Origin of the sequence: Mycolicibacterium stellerae, from assembly GCF_003719305.1 — a bacterium.
GTDB lineage: Bacteria > Actinomycetota > Actinomycetes > Mycobacteriales > Mycobacteriaceae > Mycobacterium > Mycobacterium stellerae.
In genome coordinates this window covers 194,814-214,355 of record NZ_RARC01000002.1, presented here as the reverse complement: position 1 = coordinate 214,355, position 19,542 = coordinate 194,814, and the positions used below count along the sequence as shown (strand labels likewise).

Here is a 19,542-nt window from a genome sequence, read left to right as displayed (position 1 = left end):
ACAAATATGACGTAAGCGCCGGTTCCTAAGTGCCGGTGTAGGTTTCGGGATCCGGTCGGAACCGCGTCCCGTCGTCGAGCCCGTTGAGGGTGGCCATCTCGTCGTCGATCAGCTCGAAGTCGAACACCTCGAGGTTCGACTTGATCCGCTCCGGCTCCGACGACCGCGCGATGACCACGTTGCCGAGCTGGATGCTCCACCGGATCAGCACCTGCGCGGGCGTCTTGCCGTGCGCCTCAGCGACCGAGACGATCGTCGGGTTATCGAGAAGCCGGCCGACCCCAAGGGGGCCGTATGCCTCCGTGACGACGTCACGGCTCGCGTTGACGGCCCGCAGCGCAGCCTGATTCAGCAGCGGGTGCAGCTCGATCTGATTGACGACGGGGGCGACAAAGGACAGGTCGACGACGTTGGACAGGTGTTCCTCGTTAAAGTTGGCGACGCCGATCGACCGGGCGTGGCCCACGCCCCGACAGGCCAACAGCCCGCCCCAGCTGTCGATGTATTTACCTTGCTCGCCGGCGGGCCAATGGATCAGGTATAGGTCGACGTAGTCGAGACCGAGGCGTTCAAGGCTGGCCGCCAGGGCATTCTGTGACGACTGGAAGCCCTGGTCCTCGGTGGCCAGCTTGGTGGTGACGAACACCTCCTCGCGCGGCACCCCCGACGACGCGATGGCGCGTCCGACGGCAGCCTCGTTGCCGTACGCCGCCGCGGTGTCGATCAACCGGTAGCCCGCTTCCAGCGCCGTCGACACTGCCAGCTCCGTCTCGGCGTCCGAGAGCTCACCGACCCCAAGACCGATCACCGGCATCGTGTGGTCGTCGTTGAGAGTGACGGAAGGAATTGCAGCCGCCGACGTCATGTCACCTATCCCTGCTTGGTTGGCTTAATTGAAAGTCCGTGGATCGGGACCCAACCGAGTTCCATCGCCCAGCGACGAGATGGACGACATGTCCTGCTCGGTCAGCTCGAAATCGAACACGTCGAAATTGCTCACAATCCGCTCGGGGGTCACCGACTTCGGGATGACTATATTGCCGAGCTGGATATGCCACCTAATCAGTACCTGTGCAGGCGTTTTTCCATACGCGTCCGCAACCGCGGTCACCGTCGGGTCGTCCAATAGTGCGCCCTGGCCCAGGGGAGCCCACGCCTCGGTGGCGATGCCGAGTTGAGCATGCGCTTCGCGCAGCTCCTCCTGCTGCAACCGCGGATTCAACTCCACCTGGTTGACGGCGGGAACGATCCCGGTCGCGTCGATCAGGATTCGCAGGTGCTCCGGCTCGAAATTACTCCCCCCGATCGACGAGATCCGCCCCTGATCGTGCAGGTGGGCGAACGCCTTGAAGGTTTCGACGAACGTGTTCTTGGCGGGCGTCGGCCAATGGATGAGGTACAGGTCGAGACGGTCGATGCCGAGGCGTTGCAGGCTGGCGTCGAACGCCGCCAATGTGCTGTCGTATCCCTGGTCGGCATTCCAGAGTTTCGTCGTGATGAAGACGTCGTCGCGGGCAATTCCGGATTCAACGAGCGCCTCGCCGACCTCGGCCTCGTTCCCATAGATGGATGCGGTGTCGACATGCCGATAGCCCGCGTCAAGCGCGGTCGCCACGGCTCGTACCGTGTCATCGGGTGGCGTCTGGAAAACGCCGAGTCCGACCTGCGGGATCGAGTTACCGTCGTTCAGCTTTATCAAGGGAGAAGCCATGACTGGGAGTCTGCCAGTGCATCCTGTGACTTCCGATAGCGCAGGATCCGCGTCGTTGAAGCCCGACTTCGCGGACAGGGTGCAAAAGGTCGTCGGCGCGCCGACGATGCACACCATCGCCCGGATACCCGACCGGATCAAGCGCCTGCTGCTGGGCGGGCGTTCGATCACCATCGACGGCAACACCCTGGACACCACGCTGCAACTGATGCTGGCGACTTCGCGCTTGTCGGGTCGTGAAGGGCTGTTCCTCAGCGAGGATGTGGCAACCGCCCGCAGCCGCCTGAATCTCACGGCGTCGCAATTTCCCCGGGTAAAGACCGATGTCACAGTGACCGACGTCTCCGTGCCGGGACCCGGCGGTGACATCCCGGCGATTCACATCCGCTCGACGGGCGATGACGGGGCGCCGCTGCTCGTCTACTACCACGGCGGTGGCTTCGTCGAAGGCGGCTACGAAACGCACGGCAACCTGTGCGAGGTCATCTGCCAGGACGCAGGCGTCCATGTGCTGTTCGTTCGCTATCGGCTGGCGCCCGAGCACAAGGCGCCCGCGGCCCTCGACGATGCGTATGCGGCGTACCTGTGGGCGCGTGAGCATGCCGCCGAACTCGGCGCTGATCCGGCCAGGGTCGCCGTCGGCGGCGACAGCGCAGGGGGCAACCTCGCCACGGTGGTGGCGCGGTGTGCGCGGGACGACGGTGCTCCGCCGCCCGTTCTGCAGTTCCTGCTGTATCCGATTACCAATTTCACGGGCCGGACCAGATCGATGGGCCTGTTCGCCGACGGGTTCTTCCTTCGCCGCTGGGACATGGACTTCGCTCACGACAAGTACATCGGGGGCTCCGGTGTCGACCCAGCCGATCCCCGGTTGTCGCCGCTGCTCGCCGACGATCTGTCCGGCCTGCCACCCGCCTTTCTCATCACCGCAGGCTTCGACCCACTCCGCGACGAGGGCCGCCAGTACGCGGAGGCACTGCGCGCCGCGGGTAACTCGGTTGACGCCCGCGAATACGGTTCGCTGATTCACTCGTTCCCTAATTTCTTCTGTCTCGGCGGAGGCAGCGCCGCGGCGACCCACGAGATCATTTCTGATCTGCGCGCGCATCTGAACCGCAGCTGACGAACCCAGATAACCTCGCCGGTACCCTTGACCCCGTGGCCACGAATTCCAAGAAGAACGCCCGCTACGACCTCAACGCCGCCGACCGCAGGCGCAACCTGTTCATTCAGGTTGGTTTGACCGCGATCGTGGTGTTGCTCGGCGTCGGGCTGGTGCTCTACATAGTGATGGGCGCCGATAAGAAACCGGCCGCAGGCGAGACAAAGTCGATCCAGGTGTCGTCGAGCAAGCTCATCACCAAGGAGGGCACCACAGAGCCCAAGGCCGTGGTGTCGCTCTACGAGGATTTCCTGTGCCCGCACTGCGGCGAATTCGAGCGGAAATTCGGGCCGACGATCAGCCAGCTCGTCGACAGCGGAGCGATCGCAGCGGACTACTACATGGTCGCCATCCTCGACTCGCCGAGCACCGGGAACTACTCGTCGCGGTCCGCCGGCGCCGCCTACTGCGTCGCCGACGAATCGAAGGACGCATTCCGTCGCTTCCACTCCGCGCTGTACGCACAGCAGCCAGGAGAAACCGGGACGAGCTTCCCCGACGACGCCCGGCTTATCGAGGTCGCCAGGCAGGCGGGTGCCGGCGGCACCGTGCCGGACTGCATCAACAAGGGCAAGTACGTCTCGATGGTCGAGGGACTGGCCAGCGCTTCGGGAATCCAATCCACCCCGACGGTCAAGATCAATGGCCAGGAATTCGACGTCAGCAACTCGACACCTGACGACCTGGTCGCTGCGGTCAAGGCGATCGTCGGTGACGTGCCCGGCCTGATGTCCAAGCCGGAAGCCCCGACCCCGACCGCGCCGCCAGGGGCGCCGTGACCGTCACCGCAGACAGCCCGGCCGACCCCGCGACCAGCGAGTCGCGGCAGGGCATCGAGGTGCGCACCGCGAGTGCGGTGTGGGTGCTGATCGCGGGCGTTGCCGGACTCGCCGCCGCACTGACGCTGACCGTCGAGAAGATCGAGCTTCTGATCAACCCCGACTACGTGCCGTCGTGCAGCATCAACCCGGTGCTGTCCTGCGGTTCGGTGATGATCACGCCGCAGGCCTCCGCGTTCGGCTTCCCGAACCCGCTCATCGGCATCGTGTCCTTCACCGTCGTCGTCGTCACCGGCGTGCTTGCGGTCGCCAAGGTCGCGCTGCCGCGCTGGTACTGGGGCGGGCTGGCCGTCGGCACGCTGTTTGGAGCCGGCTTCATCCACTGGCTGATCTTCCAGAGCCTGTACCGCATCGGTGCGCTGTGCCCGTACTGCATGGTGGTCTGGGCGGTCACCATTCCGCTTCTGGTCGTGGTGTCGTCCATCGCACTGCAGCCACAACTGGGGAGCGGGATGGCGCGGATCATCCACCAGTGGCGCTGGTCGCTGGTCACGCTGTGGTTCACCGCGGTGATCCTGATGATCCTGGTGCGGTTCTGGAACTACTGGTCGACGCTGATCTAACCGCCGCACAGTGAGTCGGCGTTAGGGTACGCGGGTGATCTCGAAAATCCTGGTGGCCAACCGCGGAGAGATTGCGATCCGGGCGTTTCGCGCCGCCTACGAAATGGGGATCACCACCGTCGCGGTGTATCCCTACGAGGATCGCAACTCCCAGCACCGACTGAAGGCCGACGAGTCCTACCAGATCGGCGAGACCGGCCACCCCGTCCGCGCGTACCTGTCGGTCGCCGAGATCATCCGGGTAGCCAAACAGGCGGGCTGCGACGCGGTCTACCCCGGATACGGGTTCCTCTCGGAGAATCCCGATCTGGCCGCGGCCTGCGCCGAGGCGGGCATCACCTTCGTCGGGCCTGGCGCCGATGTGCTGGAGCTGACGGGAAACAAGGCCCGCGCAATCGCCGCGGCCAGGGCCGCGGGGCTGCCGGTGCTGAGGTCGTCTGCGCCGTCGGCTTCAGTGGATGAACTGGTCAGCGCCGCCGCGCAGATGGAGTTTCCGCTGTTCGTGAAGGCGGTGTCCGGCGGTGGCGGCCGCGGCATGCGCCGGGTGACCGACCCCGCCGCCCTGCCGGAGGCGATCGAGGCCGCCAGCCGGGAGGCCGAATCGGCCTTCGGCGACCCGATGGTCTATCTCGAGCAGGCCGTGCTCAACCCGCGTCACATCGAGGTCCAGATCCTGGCCGACCGGCACGGCAACGTGATGCACCTGTTCGAGCGTGACTGCAGTCTGCAGCGCCGACACCAGAAGGTCATCGAGCTGGCGCCCGCGCCGAACCTGCCCGAGGAGCTGCGGGAAAAGATCTGTGCCGACGCCGTGGCGTTCTCGCGCCAGATCAACTACTCGTATGCCGGCACCGTGGAGTTCCTGCTCGACGAGCGCGGCCACCATGTGTTCATCGAGATGAACCCGCGGATTCAGGTGGAACACACCGTCACCGAGGAGATCACCGATGTCGACCTGGTCGCCAGCCAGATGCGCATCGCCGACGGCGAAACGCTCGAGGCGCTGGGGCTTTCGCAGGAGACGTTGACGGTTCATGGCGCCGCGATGCAGTGCCGGATCACCACCGAGGACCCGGCCAACGGCTTCCGTCCCGACACCGGCCGCATCACCGGCTACCGCAGTCCCGGCGGCGCGGGGATCCGGCTGGACGGCGGCACCAACCTTGGCGCGGAGATCAGCGCGCACTTCGACTCGATGCTGGTCAAACTCACCTGTCGCGGACGCGATTTCGCCGCGGCCATCGCCAGGGCCCGGCGCGCGCTGGCCGAGTTCCGGATCAGGGGCGTTTCGACGAACATCCCTTTCCTGATGGCGGTGGTCAACGATCCCGACTTCCGGGCAGGCCGGGTCACCACATCGTTCATCGATGAGCGGCCCTATCTGCTGACCGCGCGCACGCCTGCCGACCGTGGCACCAAGATCCTCAACTACCTCGCCGATGTGACGGTGAACCAGCCGCACGGCCCGCGTCCCTCCACGGTCTATCCGCACGACAAGCTGCCCGAGATAGATCTGGCGACCTCGCCGCCGCCGGGCAGCAAGCAAAAGCTGACCGAGGCCGGCCCGGAGGGGTTCGCACGGTGGATGCGCGAATCCAAGGCCGTCGGCGTCACCGACACCACGTTCCGCGACGCGCATCAGTCGCTGCTGGCGACGCGGGTGCGCACCAATGGGCTGTTGATGGTGGCGCCCTACATCGCCAGGATGACGCCGCAGCTGCTGTCCATCGAATGCTGGGGCGGCGCGACTTACGATGTGGCGCTTCGGTTCTTGAAGGAAGACCCGTGGGAGCGGCTGGCCGCACTGCGGGAGGCGGTACCCAACATCTGCCTGCAGATGCTGCTGCGCGGACGTAACACCGTCGGCTACACCCCGTACCCGGAGCTGGTCACCAAGGCGTTCGTCGAGGAAGCCACGGCCACCGGAATCGACATCTACCGCATCTTCGACGCGCTGAACAACGTCGAGTCGATGCGTCCCGCCATCGACGCCGTACGCGAAACAGGCACGGCGATAGCCGAAGTCGCGATGAGCTACACGGGTGATCTGTCGGATCCCGGCGAGAACCTGTACACGCTGGACTACTACCTGAAGCTCGCCGAGCAGATCGTCGATGCCGGTGCGCATGTGCTGGCGATCAAAGACATGGCCGGGCTTCTGCGTCCGCAGGCGGCCACCGCGTTGGTCGGCGCGCTGCGCAGCCGGTTCGACCTACCGGTGCACGTACACACCCATGACACTCCGGGCGGTCAGCTGGCCACCTATCTTTCGGCGTGGCAGGCAGGTGCCAGTGCCGTCGACGGCGCCGCAGCGCCGCTGGCCGGTACCACCAGTCAGCCCGCGCTGTCCTCGATCGTGGCCGCCGCCGCGCACACCGAATATGACACCGGGCTGTCACTGGCCGCGGTCTGCGAGCTCGAGCCGTACTGGGAGGCGATGCGAAAGGTCTACGCGCCCTTCGAGTCTGGGTTGCCTGCACCGACTGGACGGGTGTATCACCACGAGATCCCCGGCGGCCAACTGAGCAACCTGCGCCAGCAGGCCATCGCGCTCGGACTGGGGGACCGGTTCGAGCAGATCGAGGAGAACTACGCCGCCGCCGACCGCATCCTCGGCCGGTTGGTGAAGGTGACGCCGTCGTCGAAGGTGGTCGGCGACCTTGCATTGTCATTGGTCGGGGCCGGCGTGACCGCCGACGAGTTCGCCGCCGACCCAGCGCGATTCGACATCCCGGACTCCGTCATCGAGTTCCTGCGCGGCGAGTTGGGCGACCCGCCGGGCGGCTGGCCGGAGCCCCTGCGCACCAAGGCGCTGGCGGGTCGGCCACCTGCCAAGCCGACGCAGGAGCTCACACCCGACGATGAAGCGGGCCTCGCGCTGGCGGGCCCGGAGCGTCAGGCAGAATTGAATCGCCTTCTGTTTCCCGGTCCCACAAAGGAATTCGACGCGCACCGCGATCTGTACGGCGACACCTCGAGCCTTTCGGCCAACCAGTTCTTCTACGGGCTGCGGCGCGGGGACGAGCACCGCGTCAAGCTGGAGCGCGGCGTCGAGCTGCTTATCGGGCTTGAGGCGATCTCCGAACCCGACGAACGCGGCATGCGCACGGTGATGTGCATCCTCAACGGGCAACTGCGACCGGTCGTGGTGCGCGATGCCAGCGTCGCGAGCGATGTGCCCGCCGCGGAGAAGGCCGACCGCGGCAACCCCGACCATGTCGCCGCGCCGTTCGCGGGCGTGGTCACCGTTGCCGTCGCGTCCGGGGACAAGGTGGAAGCCGGACAGACCATCGCCACCATCGAAGCAATGAAGATGGAGGCGGCCATCACCGCCCCGAAGGCGGGGACCGTCAGCCGCATCGCCGTATCGGAGACCGCGCAGGTCGAGGGTGGCGACCTACTGGTGGTGGTGAGCTGACCCGCATCGTCGCAGGCACCCTTGGTGGGCGGCGCATCGCGGTGCCCGCACAGGGCACCCGCCCGACGACCGACCGGGTGCGAGAGTCGCTGTTCAACGTGCTGGCCGCCCGCATGGACCTGCACGGCGTGTCGGTGCTCGATCTGTATGCCGGCTCCGGTGCGCTGGGCCTCGAGGCGCTGTCGCGCGGCGCGGCCACCGCGACGTTCGTCGAATCCGACCAGCGGGCCGCGGCGGTGATCGACAAGAACATCAACACCCTCGGGGTCACGGGCGCCACGCTGCGCCGCGGTACCGTCGCGTCGGTGCTGGCGGCGGGCACCGAGACGGCTGCCCAACTCGTGCTCGCCGATCCGCCCTACGAGGTGGGGGAGGCCGAGGTGAACGAGATGCTGATCGCGCTGACCGGTCGCGGCTGGACGACCGAAGGCAGCGTCGTCGTTGTCGAACGCGCCGCGTCCGGGCCTGAACTGACCTGGCCGGACGGCTGGCAGCCATGGCGGGCCCGCCGCTACGGCGACACCCGACTCGAGATGGCGGTTCTCGATGTCGCCGCCAGCGCGGCTCGTTAACTCGATGTCGCCGCCAGCGCGGCTCGTTAACTCGATGTCGCCGCCAGCGCGGCTCCGAACGTGACCTGAGCTGCCCTGATAGCGTCGTCATCCATGAGCGGCGCGGTGTGTCCGGGATCTTTCGACCCGGTGACCCTCGGCCATGTCGACGTTTTTGAGCGCGCGGCCGCCCAGTTCGACGAGGTGGTGGTGGCTGTGCTGGTCAACCCCAACAAGACGGGCATGTTCGATCTCGCCGAACGCATTGCGATGATCGAGGAGTCGACGGTGCACCTGCCCAACCTCCGGGTCGAATCGGGCCAGGGTCTGGTAGTCGACTTCGTGAAGACCCGCGGGTTGACAGCGATCGTCAAGGGGCTGCGCACCGGCACCGACTTCGAATACGAGTTGCAGATGGCCCAGATGAACAAGCACATCGCCGGTGTGGACACGTTCTTCGTCACCACCGCGCCGAAGTACTCCTTCGTGTCGTCGTCGCTGGCCAAAGAGGTGGCTTCGATGGGCGGGGACGTGTCTGAGTTGTTGCCCGAGCCGGTGAACCGACGGCTGCAGGCCAAGCTCAAGGGTTAGTTGAGCGCGAGTCGGGTAACCACGGCAGTGGCGCACAGCCCATTGCGCCGACCAACCCACCGAATTAATCGGAGATATTGCCGTGGTTCAAACATTTGTTCAGTCGACCGATGACGTCGTCAAATTTCTCAAAGACCAGCACAACTTGATCAAGGACATGTTCGAGGAGGTGTTCTCGGCGTCGTCGGACGACGCGCGCCGAAAGGCCTTCACCGAACTGCGTCAACTCCTCGCGGTGCACGAGACCGCCGAGGAAATGGTCGTCCACCCCAGGGTTCGCAACGAAGTCGAGGGCGGCGACATCATCGTCGACGCTCGTCTGATCGAGGAGCACGACGCCAAGGAACAACTATCGGCGCTCGAGGCGATGGACATCAGTTCCAAGGAGTTCCTCGACGAGTTGACGCTGTTCCGCGGCGCGGTGATCGACCATGCCGAGCGCGAGGAGGTCGAGGAGTTCAGCAAGTTACAACGTGAATTGGACGCCGACGACCTCGGCCGGATGGCCAAGGCCGTGATGGCCGCCGAGGCAATTGCGCCGACGCGCCCCCATGCCGGCGTCGAATCGGCCAAGCTGAATTTCGCCGTCGGTCCATTCGCGTCGATGCTCGACCGCGCTCGCGACGCGATTAAGAGCGCGATCGCGTAACGAATTCATTGACCAGGCAAAGACCGCCCCCGGGAGCTAATTCCGGCGGCGGTCTTTGTGCATGCTCGATATGCCGATCGCGCCGGTATTGACATAATGTGGCCGATATAAGGGCGGGCCTGGGTGGTGCCACTGGAAGTCGGCCGGCGACACACCGGCGGCGATAGCGTAGTCACAGAGGTAACACCAGGCACACTGGTAACAACAACTACGCCTGGAGGGTGTGCCGTGTACCGAGTATTTGAGGCTCTCGACGAACTTGGCGCGATCGTCGAAGAGGCGCGCGGAGTTCCCATGACGGCGGGCTGTGTGGTGCCCCGCGGCGACGTGCTCGAGCTGATCGACGACATCAAGGACGCCATCCCCGGCGAACTCGACGATGCACAAGACGTGCTCGACGCGCGTGACCAGCTGCTCAACGAGGCCAGGGAGCACTCCGGGTCGATGGTGGCGACGGCCAGCGCCGAGGCCGACTCGATGCTCAACCACGCCCGTACCGAGGCCGACCGGCTGCTGGCAGACGCCAAGGCGCAGGCCGACCGCATGGTCGCCGAGGCGCGTCAGCACAGCGAGCGAATGGTGGGCGAAGCCCGCGAGGAAGCCGCCCGCATCAGCGCGACGGCAAAGCGTGAGTACGAAGCCAGCGCAGGCCGCGCGAAGGCCGAGGCGGACCGCCTGATCGAGAACGGCAACCTCTCCTACGAGAAGGCCGTCCAGGAGGGCATCAAGGAGCAGCAGCGTCTGGTGTCGCAGACCGAGACCGTGCAGTCCGCCAACGCCGAGGCGACCCGGCTCATCGATGCGGCCCATGCCGAGGCCGACCGACTGCGCGGCGAATGCGATATCTACGTCGACAGCAAGCTCGCGGAGTTCGAGGAGTTCCTCAACGGAACGATCCGTTCGGTCGGCCGCGGCCGCCACCAGTTGCGCACCGCCGCAGGTACGCACGACTACGTCACGCGCTAACCACCGCGGCATAGCCGGCGGGCCTGCCAAATACGAGTCGTAGGATCGTCAGTATGGCGACGCACAGGAATTCCCGCTCGCCGCTCGTCATCAACATCGCCCGGCTGGGCCGGCGGCCGGGCTCGATGATGACGTTCCAGGAGACGGTGCCAAGCCCGGCGCGCATCGGTCTCGAGCTGGCGGCGATCCCCGAGGGCGCACCGCTCGAGCTCGACCTGCGGATCGAGTCGGTGTCGGAAGGCGCGCTGGTCACCGGGACGATGTCGGCGCCGACGACGGGGGAGTGCGCGCGCTGCCTCACGCCGGTCACCGGGGACGTCGAGATAGACCTCACCGAGCTCTTCGCCTACCCCGACAGCGCGACGGAGGCGACCACCGACGCCGACGAGGTCGGACACGTCGTCAACGACTCCGTCGACCTCGAGCAGCCGGTCATCGACGCCGTCGGTCTGGCACTGCCGTTTTCGCCGCTGTGCGGACCGGATTGCCAAGGGCTGTGCCCTGATTGCGGCATCCCGATGGCGACCGCGGAGCCCGGCCACCATCACGAGAAGATCGATCCGCGCTGGGCGAAGCTCTCCTCGATGCTGGAGACCGACGATAAGTGACGGGTGATCGTGCCGCTCTGGTCGAGGCGCTCGGGATCGAGCTGCCCGACGAGCTGCTCACCATGGCGCTCACGCACCGCAGCTATTCCTACGAGAACGGCGGTCTGCCGACCAACGAACGGCTCGAGTTCCTCGGCGACGCCGTGCTCGGGCTGACCATCACCGAGGAGCTCTATCACCGGCATCCCGACCGCTCGGAGGGCGATCTGGCCAAGCTGCGCGCCAGCATCGTCAACACCCAGGCGTTGGCCGACGTCGGTCGCGGCTTGACGGACGATGGGCTCGGCACCTACCTCCTGCTTGGCAAGGGAGAGGAGAACTCCGGCGGTGCAGGCAAGTCGAGCATTCTGGCCGACGGCGTCGAATCCCTGCTTGGCGCAATCTATCTCGAGCATGGCCTATCGGGTGCTCGCGAGGTGATCCTGCGGTTGTTCCGCTCGCTGATCGAGACCGCGCCGACCCTCGGTGCGGGTCTGGACTGGAAGAGCAGCCTGCAGGAGCTGGCCGCCGCGCGCGGCATGGGCGCGCCGTCCTATTTGGTGACCGCGACCGGACCCGATCACGACAAGGAGTTCACCGCGACGGTCGTCGTGATGAACACCGAGTACGGCAGGGGCGTGGGCCGCACCAAGAAGGAAGCCGAGTTGAAGGCCGCGGCCTCGGCATGGACGGCGCTGTCGGCCTCAAACGTCGATGCCTGAACTCCCCGAGGTGGAGGTCGTTCGGCGGGGCCTGCAGGCACATGTGGCGGGCAAGACCATCACCGCCGTGCGGGTGCACCATCCCCGCGCCGTGCGCCGTCACGAGGCGGGACCCGTCGATCTGACGGCGCGGCTGCTGAACGTGCGCATCACCGGAACCGGCCGCCGCGGCAAGTATCTGTGGCTCACCCTTGACGACGACTCCGCGTTGGTCGTCCATCTCGGGATGAGCGGACAGATGCTGTTGGGACCGGTCCCCAACGAGGGGCACCTGCGGATCGCGGCCCTGCTCGACGACGGCACCACGCTGAGCTTCGTCGACCAGCGCACGTTCGGCGGGTGGATGCTGACCGACGTGGTCACCGTCGACGGCACCGACGTTCCTGTGCCCGTCGCCCATATCGCCCGCGACCCGTTGGATCCGAAGTTCGACCGTGAAGGCGTCGTTACGGTGTTGCGGCGCAAGCATTCCGAGATCAAGCGCCAATTGCTCGATCAGACCGTGGTGTCGGGCATCGGCAACATCTACGCCGACGAGGCGCTGTGGCGCGTCAAGATCAACGGAGCCAGGCTGGCGTCGTCGCTGAGCCGCAAGCAGCTCGGCGCGCTGCTGGACGCCGCAACGGAGGTGATGACCGATGCGCTTGGCCACGGCGGCACGTCGTTCGACTCGCTGTACGTCAACGTCAACGGCGAATCCGGGTACTTCGAGCGATCGCTTGACGCCTACGGACGCGAGGGTGAGCCATGCAGGCGCTGCGGTGCGGTGATGCGAAGGGAGAAGTTCATGAACAGGTCGTCGTTCTACTGCCCACGGTGCCAACCAAGACCGCGCGTCCGCCGGGACTAGACTCGCCCCGCGAGCGCGCGTGTTTGCACACGACACGCCGCGAAATTGCGGCCAACTGCGCACGTTCGCGCGGCAAGGGGAGTCATGACGGAACTCTGGGTTGAGCGCACTGGCGTGCGCCGCTACACCGGGCGCAGCACCCGGGGCGCGCAGGTGCTCGTCGGCAACGAGGACGTCGAGGGGGTGTTCACCCCCGGTGAGCTGATGAAGATCGCGCTCGCGGCCTGCAGCGGCATGGCCAGCGACGCACCACTGCAACGCAGGCTGGGCGAGGACTACCAGGTGACGATCGAGGTGTCCGGGGCGGCAGACCGCGACCAGGAGCGCTACCCACACCTCGACGAGCGGATGAAACTCGACCTGTCCGGGCTGTCGGACGACGAGGTGGCGCGGGTGCTCACCGTCGTGGAGCGGGCGATCGACCAGGTGTGCACGGTCGGCCGCACCCTGAGATCCGGGACCAAAGTGACATTTGGGGTTAGTGGTGCAGGAGTTAGCTGACGTTCGGCTGACGGCATGGGTGCACGGCTACGTACAGGGCGTCGGGTTCAGGTGGTGGACCCGCTCGCGAGCCCTGGAGCTGGGGTTGACGGGGTACGCGTCGAATCGGTCCGACGGGCGCGTACAGGTCGTCGCGCAGGGGCCTCGTGACAACTGCCAGCGCCTGCTTGACCTGCTGGAAAGCGGTAACACGCCGGGCCGCGTCGAGAAAGTCGTCGCGGATTGGTCTGAAGTCGGCGACGCGATAGCGGGCTTCACCGAGCGATAGCCTTCTCGGCTGTAGTGTGGCCCATCGTGCACCTCAAGAGTTTGACGCTGAAGGGCTTCAAGTCCTTTGCTTCGCCGACGACTCTGCGCTTCGAACCGGGCATCACCTGCGTCGTCGGACCCAACGGTTCGGGCAAGTCCAACGTGGTCGACGCGCTCACCTGGGTGATGGGCGAGCAGGGCGCCAAGACCCTGCGCGGCGGCAAGATGGAAGACGTCATCTTCGCGGGCACATCGTCGCGGCCACCGCTGGGCCGGGCCGAGGTCACCGTCACGATCGACAACTCCGACAATTCGCTGCCGATCGAGTATTCCGAGGTGTCGATCACCCGCCGGATGTTCCGCGATGGTGGCAGCGAATACGAAATCAACGGCAGCAGTTGCCGTTTGATGGATGTGCAGGAACTGCTCAGCGACTCGGGCATCGGCCGCGAGATGCACGTCATCGTCGGACAGGGCAAGCTTTCGGAGATCCTCGAGTCCCGCCCGGAGGACCGGCGGGCATTCATCGAAGAGGCCGCAGGTGTCCTCAAGCACCGCAAGCGCAAAGAGAAGGCGGTCCGCAAGCTCGACTCGATGTCGGCGAACCTGGCCCGGCTGACCGACCTCACCACCGAGTTGCGCCGCCAGCTCAAGCCGCTGGGCAGGCAGGCCGAGATGGCGCGCCGCGCGCAGACCATCCAGGCCGACCTGCGCGACGCGCGGCTGCGGCTGGCAGCCGACGACCTGGTCACCCGCAGAGGCGAATTCAACAACACCAACCAGGCCGAGACATCGCTGCGGCGCGAACACGACGAGATGACCAGCCGGCTGGAAGCCGCCACCGTTGAGCTCGACACCCACGAATCGGCGGTCGCCGGGCTGAGCGAGCGCGCCGAGGCCGCACAGCAGAGCTGGTTTCGGTTGTCCGCGCTGGCAGAACGCGTCAGCGCGACGGTCCGGATCGCCAGCGAACGGGCCCAGCACCTTGAAACCGAGCAGGAGGCGTCCAGCGGGGCGGACCCCGACGCACTCGAGGCCGAGGCCGACGAGATCGCCGCGCGCGAGCGGCAGCTGCTCGCCGAGCTGGGTGAGTCCCGCGAGCGGCTCACCGCGGCCCGCGACGAGCTGACCGAACGTGAGCGCATCGCCGCTGAAGCCGAACGCGCACACCTGGCGGCGGTGCGCGCCGAGGCCGACCGCCGCGAAGGGCTGGCCCGGCTGGCTGGCCAGGTCGACACCATGCGCACCCGCGTGGAGTCCATCGACGAGACCGTCGCGCGGCTGACCGAGAACATCGAAGAGGCGGGCACCCGCGCGCAGCTGGCCAAGGCCGAGTTCGAGACGGTGCAGGGCCGCGTCGGTGAGCTCGACGCGGGCGAGGTCGGGCTCGACGAGCAACACGACCGCAGCGTGACAGCGCTGCGGCTCGCCGACGAACGCGTCGCCGAGCTTCAGGCCGGGGAGCGAAGCGCAGAGCGTCACGTCGCGTCGCTGCGCGCCCGCATCGACGCCCTTGCGGTCGGCCTCGACCGCAAAGACGGCGCCGCGTGGCTGCAGAGAAACCTTTCCGGCGCAGGGCTTTTCGGCTCGGTGGCCAATCTGGTCAAGGTGCGACCCGGCTACGAGGCGGCCATCGCGGCTGTGCTGGGTGCGGCGGCCGACGCCGTCGCCGCCGAGAGCTTCGGTGCCGCCCGCTCGGCCGTCGCCGCGCTCAAGGCGTCCGACGGGGGACGCGCGGCGATCGTGCTCGGCGACTGGCCCGTCGAGGCGACCGTGCAGTCGGGCTTGCCGCCCGAAGGCGCGCTGTGGGCGACCGATCTGGTGGACATGCCGTCGCGGTTGCGCGGCGCGCTCACCGCGATGTTGTCCGGTGTCGCGGTGGTGCGCGATCTGGCCGCGGCGCTCGACCTGGTGGCGGCGCGCCCGCAGCTGCGTGCGGTCACCGCCGACGGCGATCTCGTCGGCGCGGGCTGGGTCAGCGGCGGGTCGGATCGCAAACCCAGCACCCTGGAGATCACCTCCGAGGTGGAGAAGGCCCGCGGCGAGCTGACCGCCGCGGAAAAGCAGGCCGGCGAGCTGAGCGCCGCGCTGTCCGGTGCGCTGGCCGAGCAGAAGGCCCGCCAGGACGCCGCCGAGCAGGCGTTGGCCGCGCTCAACGAGTCCGACGCCGCGATCTCGGCGATCTACGAGCAACTGGGCAGGCTCGGCCAGGACGCCCGCACCGCCGACGACGAATGGCAGCGGCTGATCCGGCGGCGTGACGAGCTGGAGATCGGTCGGGTGCAGACCGTCGAGGAACTGGCCGCACTCGAGCAGCGGCTGCACAACGCCGAGCAGGCGCCCTTGATGGACGCCGCACCGACCGACCGGCAGGTCACCGTCGCGGCCGCCGAGGCCGCCCGGTCCGCCGAAGTCGAGGCGCGACTCACGGTTCGTACCGCCGAGGAGCGGGCGAACGCCGTTCGCGGGCGGGCGGATTCACTACGTCGTGCCGCGGCCGCCGAACGGGAGGCTCGGCTGCGGGCCCAGCGTGCGCGGGAGGCTCGCGAACACGCCGCGGCCGTCGCGGCGGCGGTCGCCGATTCGGGGCGTGTCCTCGCGCAGCGTCTGCACGCGACGGTCGGGGTCGCATCGCGCCGTCGTGACGCGGTGGCCGCCGAGCGCCGTCAACGGATCGACGCACTGGCCAAGGTGCGCGAGCAGGTCGCCGAGTTCAGCTCGAAAATCGCCGCGGTCACCGAGGCGCTGCACCGCGACGAGGTCGCCAAAGCCCAAGCGGCGCTGCGGATCGAGCAGCTCGAGCAGCAGGTGCTCGACCAATTCGGAATGGCGACCGACGACCTGATCGCCGAGTACGGACCCGACGTGGCGCTGCCGCCGTCGGAACTGGAGATGGCCGAATACGAACAAGCCCGCGAACGCGGCGAGCAGGTCACCGCGCCCGCCCCGATGCCGTTCGATCGCTCCACCCAGGAACGCCGGGCTAAGAAGGCCGAACGCGAACTCAACGAGCTCGGACGAGTCAACCCGCTGGCGTTGGAGGAGTTCGCCGCGCTCGAGGAGCGCTACAACTTCCTGTCCACCCAGCTGGAGGACGTCAAGGGCGCGCGAAAGGACCTGCTCGACGTCATCACCGACGTCGACACCCGCATCCTGCAGGTGTTCACGGAGGCCTTCGTCGACGTGGAACGCGAGTTCACGCAAGTGTTCTCGACATTGTTCCCCGGCGGTGAGGGCAGGCTGCTGCTCACCGATCCCAACGACATGCTGACCACCGGCATCGAGGTCGAGGCGCGCCCGCCCGGCAAGAAGATCAAGCGGCTGTCGCTGCTGTCGGGCGGCGAGAAGTCGTTGACCGCGGTCGCGATGCTGGTGGCGATCTTCCGGGCCAGGCCGTCGCCGTTCTACGTGATGGACGAGGTGGAAGCCGCACTGGACGACGCCAACCTGCGCCGCCTCATCTCGCTGTTCGAGCAGCTGCGGGAACGCTCGCAGTTGATCGTCATCACCCACCAGAAGCCGACGATGGAGGTCGCCGACGCGCTCTACGGCGTGACGATGCGCGACGACGGCATCACCGCGGTGATCTCGCAGCGCATGCGCGGCCAAGAACTGGTAACCGCGGGCTGATGTGCCTCGCCGAAATTGACGTTTAGGCGCGAACTACTCGCATTTTCGCGCCGAAACGTGAGTTTCGGCGCGCTAGGAGACGGGTGTGACGCCTCGGTGGCGTAGCGACGCCAGGTCGGCCGCACCGCAACCGTGCAGGCAGATCTGCAACTCGGCGATGAAGTTGACAAGCCAATCCAGCACGGCCGCAGTCGATTCGATGGCCGGTGCGAGCAGTGGACGCGCCACCGCGACGACGTCGGCGCCCAGCGCAAGTGCCTTGGCGGCGTCCATGCCGGTGCGGATTCCTCCCGATGCGACCAGCGATACGTCGGGCAGCGTCTGACGCACCTCCTGCAACGCCTGCGCGGTGGGGATGCCCCATTCGGCAAGGGCCGGGTAGCGGATCTCGCCGTAGCGGACGTACTGCTCGACACGCGCCCACGAGGTGCCGCCCGCGCCCGCCACGTCGACGGCGGCGATCGGGCAGCCCACCAGTTCGGCGGCTGCCGTCGCCCCGATGCCGTGGCCGACCTCCTTGAGCATCACCGGGTAGTTGATCGACCTGGCGATCTCCCGGAGCCGATCGACCGAGCCGGAGAAGTCGGTGTCGCCCTCGCGCTGCATGGCCTCCTGCAGCGGATTGGTATGTACCGCAAGTGCATTCGCGCCGACGCGATCAAGCGCGTCGACCAGCTGTGGCACCAGCTCTTCGGACAGTTGCGCCAACCCGATGTTGCCGACCAGTAGAGCATCGGGCGCGACGTCGCGCACCGCGAAGCTCGCCGCCGCGACCTCGTCGCCCAACATGATGCGCTGCGAGCCGAGCATCATGCCGATCCCGAGCTTCTGCGCGGCGGCGGCCAGATTGCGGTTGATGACACCGGAAAGTTCGGCGCCGCCCGTCATCGCCCCGATCAGCACCGGCGCCTCGAGCCGCACGCCAAGGAAGTCGGTGTGCAGATCGATGGCGCCCAGATTGGTCTGGGTCAGCGCGTTGTAGGGCAGCGCGACGCGCTCCAGGCCCGTCGTCACGGTCTGGTAGTCCACCGCCTCGGTCAGGCACACGTCGATGTGCCTGGCTTTACGGGACTCCATTCCGTTAGCCAAGGTCGCTTTGCTCCTCGCGTCCGCGGTGGGCTGCATGCTCACCGTCTACCCACATTGGGACAATGGCACGGTGTCCGAGGGTCTATGGATCGCAATCGCGGTCATCGCCGTTCTGGTCGTCGCTGCTGTCGTGGTGTTCGGCCTGGTCCGATCGCGCCGCGGCAAGATCAGCCTCGACTCGTCCACCAGCACAGACACTGCCACACCCGTCGACAGGTCCGGCGGATACACCGCGTCTTCTGGCATCTCGTTCACACAATCGTCAGCATCTGCGACAGCGCCGCCGCCCGCCAAGGCGCCGCCGGAACGCCTCGACACCAGCGGCCTGCCCGCCGTCGGCGACGACGCCACCATCCCGCGTGACGCGCCCAAGCGGCCGATCGCCGACATCCAGCTGCCCGAGCCGGCCGCCGAACCGGCCTCTCGTGAACTTGATGCCATCGCCCCGACTGAAGGCCGCCTCGAGCGGCTGCGCGGGCGGCTGGCCAAATCGCAGAACGCGCTGGGCAAGAGCATGCTCGGGCTGCTCGGCGGCGGCGATCTCGACGAGGACTCCTGGGAGGCCGTCGAGGACACGCTGCTGATCGCCGATCTGGGCTCGGTCGTCACCGATTCTGTGGTGACCGCGCTGCGCGAGCGACTGGCCAGCGGCCGGGTACGCACCGAGGCGGACGCCCGCGCGGTGCTGCGTGAGGTGCTTGTCGCCGAGCTGCACCCGGAGCTGGACCGCTCGGTCAGGGCGCTGCCACACGACGACCACCCGGCGGTGATGCTGGTCGTCGGCGTCAACGGCACCGGTAAAACCACCACGGTCGGCAAGCTGGCCCGTGTGCTGGTCGCCGACGGGCGCAGGGTGGTTCTCGGCGCCGCCGACACCTTCCGCGCGGCCGCTGCCGATCAGCTGCAGGCCTGGGCCTCGCGAGTGGGCGCCGAGGTGGTGCGCGGCGCGCAGGGCGCCGATCCCGCGTCCGTGGCGTTCGACGCCGTCGACAAGGGCATCCAGGCGGGCGCCGACGTCGTCCTCATCGACACCGCAGGGCGGTTGCACACCAAGACCGGGTTGATGGACGAACTCGGCAAGGTCAAGCGTGTGGTGAGTAAGCGTGCGGCGGTCGACGAGGTGCTTCTGGTGCTGGATGCGACCATCGGTCAGAACGGTTTGGCACAGGCCCGCGTGTTCGCCGACGTCGTCGACATCACCGGCGTGGCACTGACCAAACTCGACGGCACAGCAAAGGGCGGAATCGTGTTCCGTGTGCAACAGGAATTGGGTGTGCCGGTCAAACTCGTCGGCCTCGGCGAAGGGCCCGACGATCTCGCGCCGTTCGAGCCCGAAGCCTTCGTCGACGCACTCCTCGGTTAACGAACGCGTGTCAAAACCGCGCGATGTAACACCGCCGAAACGTAACCGGCGTATCCGTTCACACGAGCGAAACACACAGGCGTCTTAGACGAAACAACCAC

At 67.1% G+C, this 19,542-nt stretch carries 18 protein-coding genes; 15 read left to right on the top strand and 3 right to left on the bottom strand.

Annotated features, from left to right (window positions below; translation table 11 throughout):
• Positions 1-25 precede the first annotated feature (25 nt).
• Entirely contained in the window at positions 26-865 is an 840-nt protein-coding gene (locus D6M19_RS03855) for an aldo/keto reductase (protein WP_123023841.1), read from the bottom strand.
• A gap of 24 nt (positions 866-889) precedes the next feature.
• Positions 890-1,711 (bottom strand): aldo/keto reductase, encoded by an 822-nt coding sequence (locus D6M19_RS03850; RefSeq protein ID WP_123023840.1) that lies wholly within the window; start codon positions 1,709-1,711, stop codon positions 890-892.
• Between D6M19_RS03850 and D6M19_RS03845 the strand changes: the two genes are divergently transcribed.
• The 14 genes from D6M19_RS03845 to smc all read left to right on the top strand — a co-directional run bounded on the left by D6M19_RS03845 (position 1,710) and on the right by smc (position 16,989).
• The gene (locus D6M19_RS03845) at positions 1,710-2,834 is read left to right on the top strand and encodes an alpha/beta hydrolase (protein ID WP_123023839.1); all 1,125 of its coding nucleotides are present in this window, start codon (positions 1,710-1,712) and stop codon (positions 2,832-2,834) included. The two genes, D6M19_RS03850 and D6M19_RS03845, sit on opposite strands and share 2 nt — an antisense overlap.
• A 35-nt stretch (positions 2,835-2,869) precedes the next feature.
• Complete coding sequence (locus tag D6M19_RS03840; protein ID WP_123023838.1) at positions 2,870-3,652, top strand: DsbA family protein; 783 nt, start codon at positions 2,870-2,872, stop codon at positions 3,650-3,652.
• Positions 3,649-4,275: a vitamin K epoxide reductase family protein gene (locus tag D6M19_RS03835; RefSeq protein WP_123023837.1), complete on the top strand. Its 627-nt coding sequence runs from the start codon at positions 3,649-3,651 to the stop codon at positions 4,273-4,275. The genes D6M19_RS03840 and D6M19_RS03835 overlap by 4 nt, the downstream gene beginning before the upstream one ends.
• A gap of 34 nt (positions 4,276-4,309) precedes the next feature.
• Positions 4,310-7,693, top strand: a complete 3,384-nt coding sequence (locus D6M19_RS03830; RefSeq protein ID WP_123023836.1) for a pyruvate carboxylase — start codon at positions 4,310-4,312, stop codon at positions 7,691-7,693.
• Entirely contained in the window at positions 7,690-8,265 is a 576-nt protein-coding gene (gene rsmD, locus D6M19_RS03825) for a 16S rRNA (guanine(966)-N(2))-methyltransferase RsmD (protein ID WP_123024125.1), read from the top strand. The genes D6M19_RS03830 and rsmD overlap by 4 nt, the downstream gene beginning before the upstream one ends.
• Before the next feature lie 93 nt (positions 8,266-8,358).
• Positions 8,359-8,835, top strand: coding sequence for a pantetheine-phosphate adenylyltransferase (coaD, locus tag D6M19_RS03820; protein ID WP_123023835.1), 477 nt, complete (start codon positions 8,359-8,361; stop codon positions 8,833-8,835).
• 82 nt (positions 8,836-8,917) lie between these two features.
• Positions 8,918-9,484: a hemerythrin domain-containing protein gene (locus D6M19_RS03815; RefSeq protein WP_123023834.1), complete on the top strand. Its 567-nt coding sequence runs from the start codon at positions 8,918-8,920 to the stop codon at positions 9,482-9,484.
• Positions 9,485-9,712: 228 nt separating this feature from the next.
• Positions 9,713-10,450, top strand: a complete 738-nt coding sequence (gene sepIVA, locus D6M19_RS03810) for a cell division protein SepIVA (protein WP_123023833.1) — start codon at positions 9,713-9,715, stop codon at positions 10,448-10,450.
• A 53-nt stretch (positions 10,451-10,503) separates the two neighbouring features.
• Positions 10,504-11,058, top strand: coding sequence for a YceD family protein (locus D6M19_RS03805; RefSeq protein WP_123023832.1), 555 nt, complete (start codon positions 10,504-10,506; stop codon positions 11,056-11,058).
• The gene (gene rnc, locus D6M19_RS03800; RefSeq protein WP_123023831.1) at positions 11,055-11,759 is read left to right on the top strand and encodes a ribonuclease III; all 705 of its coding nucleotides are present in this window, start codon (positions 11,055-11,057) and stop codon (positions 11,757-11,759) included. Before D6M19_RS03805 ends, rnc begins: the two co-directional genes overlap by 4 nt.
• A complete protein-coding gene (gene mutM, locus D6M19_RS03795) occupies positions 11,752-12,609 on the top strand; it encodes a DNA-formamidopyrimidine glycosylase (RefSeq protein WP_123023830.1) in 858 nt (285 codons plus the stop codon). Before rnc ends, mutM begins: the two co-directional genes overlap by 8 nt.
• 84 nt (positions 12,610-12,693) lie before the next feature.
• Positions 12,694-13,110 carry an OsmC family protein gene (locus tag D6M19_RS03790; RefSeq protein ID WP_123023829.1) on the top strand — a complete coding sequence of 139 codons (417 nt, stop codon included), beginning with the start codon at positions 12,694-12,696 and terminating at the stop codon, positions 13,108-13,110.
• On the top strand, positions 13,094-13,378 hold the full coding sequence (locus D6M19_RS03785; RefSeq protein WP_123023828.1) for an acylphosphatase: 285 nt from the start codon (positions 13,094-13,096) through the stop codon (positions 13,376-13,378). The genes D6M19_RS03790 and D6M19_RS03785 overlap by 17 nt, the downstream gene beginning before the upstream one ends.
• 26 nt (positions 13,379-13,404) lie before the next feature.
• Entirely contained in the window at positions 13,405-16,989 is a 3,585-nt protein-coding gene (smc, locus tag D6M19_RS03780) for a chromosome segregation protein SMC (protein ID WP_206428440.1), read from the top strand.
• Between the two features lie 72 nt (positions 16,990-17,061).
• Here smc and fni read toward each other — a convergent pair whose 3' ends face one another.
• The gene (fni, locus tag D6M19_RS03775) at positions 17,062-18,066 is read right to left on the bottom strand and encodes a type 2 isopentenyl-diphosphate Delta-isomerase (RefSeq protein WP_407665308.1); all 1,005 of its coding nucleotides are present in this window, start codon (positions 18,064-18,066) and stop codon (positions 17,062-17,064) included.
• Between the two features lie 46 nt (positions 18,067-18,112).
• Here fni and ftsY point away from each other — a divergent pair, with 46 nt between their 5' ends.
• Complete coding sequence (gene ftsY / locus D6M19_RS03770) at positions 18,113-19,441, top strand: signal recognition particle-docking protein FtsY (RefSeq protein WP_123023825.1); 1,329 nt, start codon at positions 18,113-18,115, stop codon at positions 19,439-19,441.
• Positions 19,442-19,542 lie beyond the last annotated feature (101 nt).

Excerpts from the sequence above, each read along its gene's own strand:
- coaD (WP_123023835.1), top strand. The coding sequence starts at position 8,359 with ATGAGCGGCGCGGTGTGTCCGGGATCTTTCGACCCGGTGACCCTCGGC.
- D6M19_RS03845 (WP_123023839.1), top strand. The coding sequence starts at position 1,710 with ATGACTGGGAGTCTGCCAGTGCATCCTGTGACTTCCGATAGCGCAGGA.
- D6M19_RS03805 (WP_123023832.1), top strand. The coding sequence starts at position 10,504 with ATGGCGACGCACAGGAATTCCCGCTCGCCGCTCGTCATCAACATCGCC.
- ftsY (WP_123023825.1), top strand. The coding sequence starts at position 18,113 with ATGCTCACCGTCTACCCACATTGGGACAATGGCACGGTGTCCGAGGGT.
- D6M19_RS03850 (WP_123023840.1), bottom strand. The coding sequence starts at position 1,711 with ATGGCTTCTCCCTTGATAAAGCTGAACGACGGTAACTCGATCCCGCAG.
- D6M19_RS03855 (WP_123023841.1), bottom strand. The coding sequence starts at position 865 with ATGACGTCGGCGGCTGCAATTCCTTCCGTCACTCTCAACGACGACCAC.
- D6M19_RS03790 (WP_123023829.1), top strand. The coding sequence starts at position 12,694 with ATGACGGAACTCTGGGTTGAGCGCACTGGCGTGCGCCGCTACACCGGG.
- mutM (WP_123023830.1), top strand. The coding sequence starts at position 11,752 with ATGCCTGAACTCCCCGAGGTGGAGGTCGTTCGGCGGGGCCTGCAGGCA.
- fni (WP_407665308.1), bottom strand. The coding sequence starts at position 18,066 with ATGGAGTCCCGTAAAGCCAGGCACATCGACGTGTGCCTGACCGAGGCG.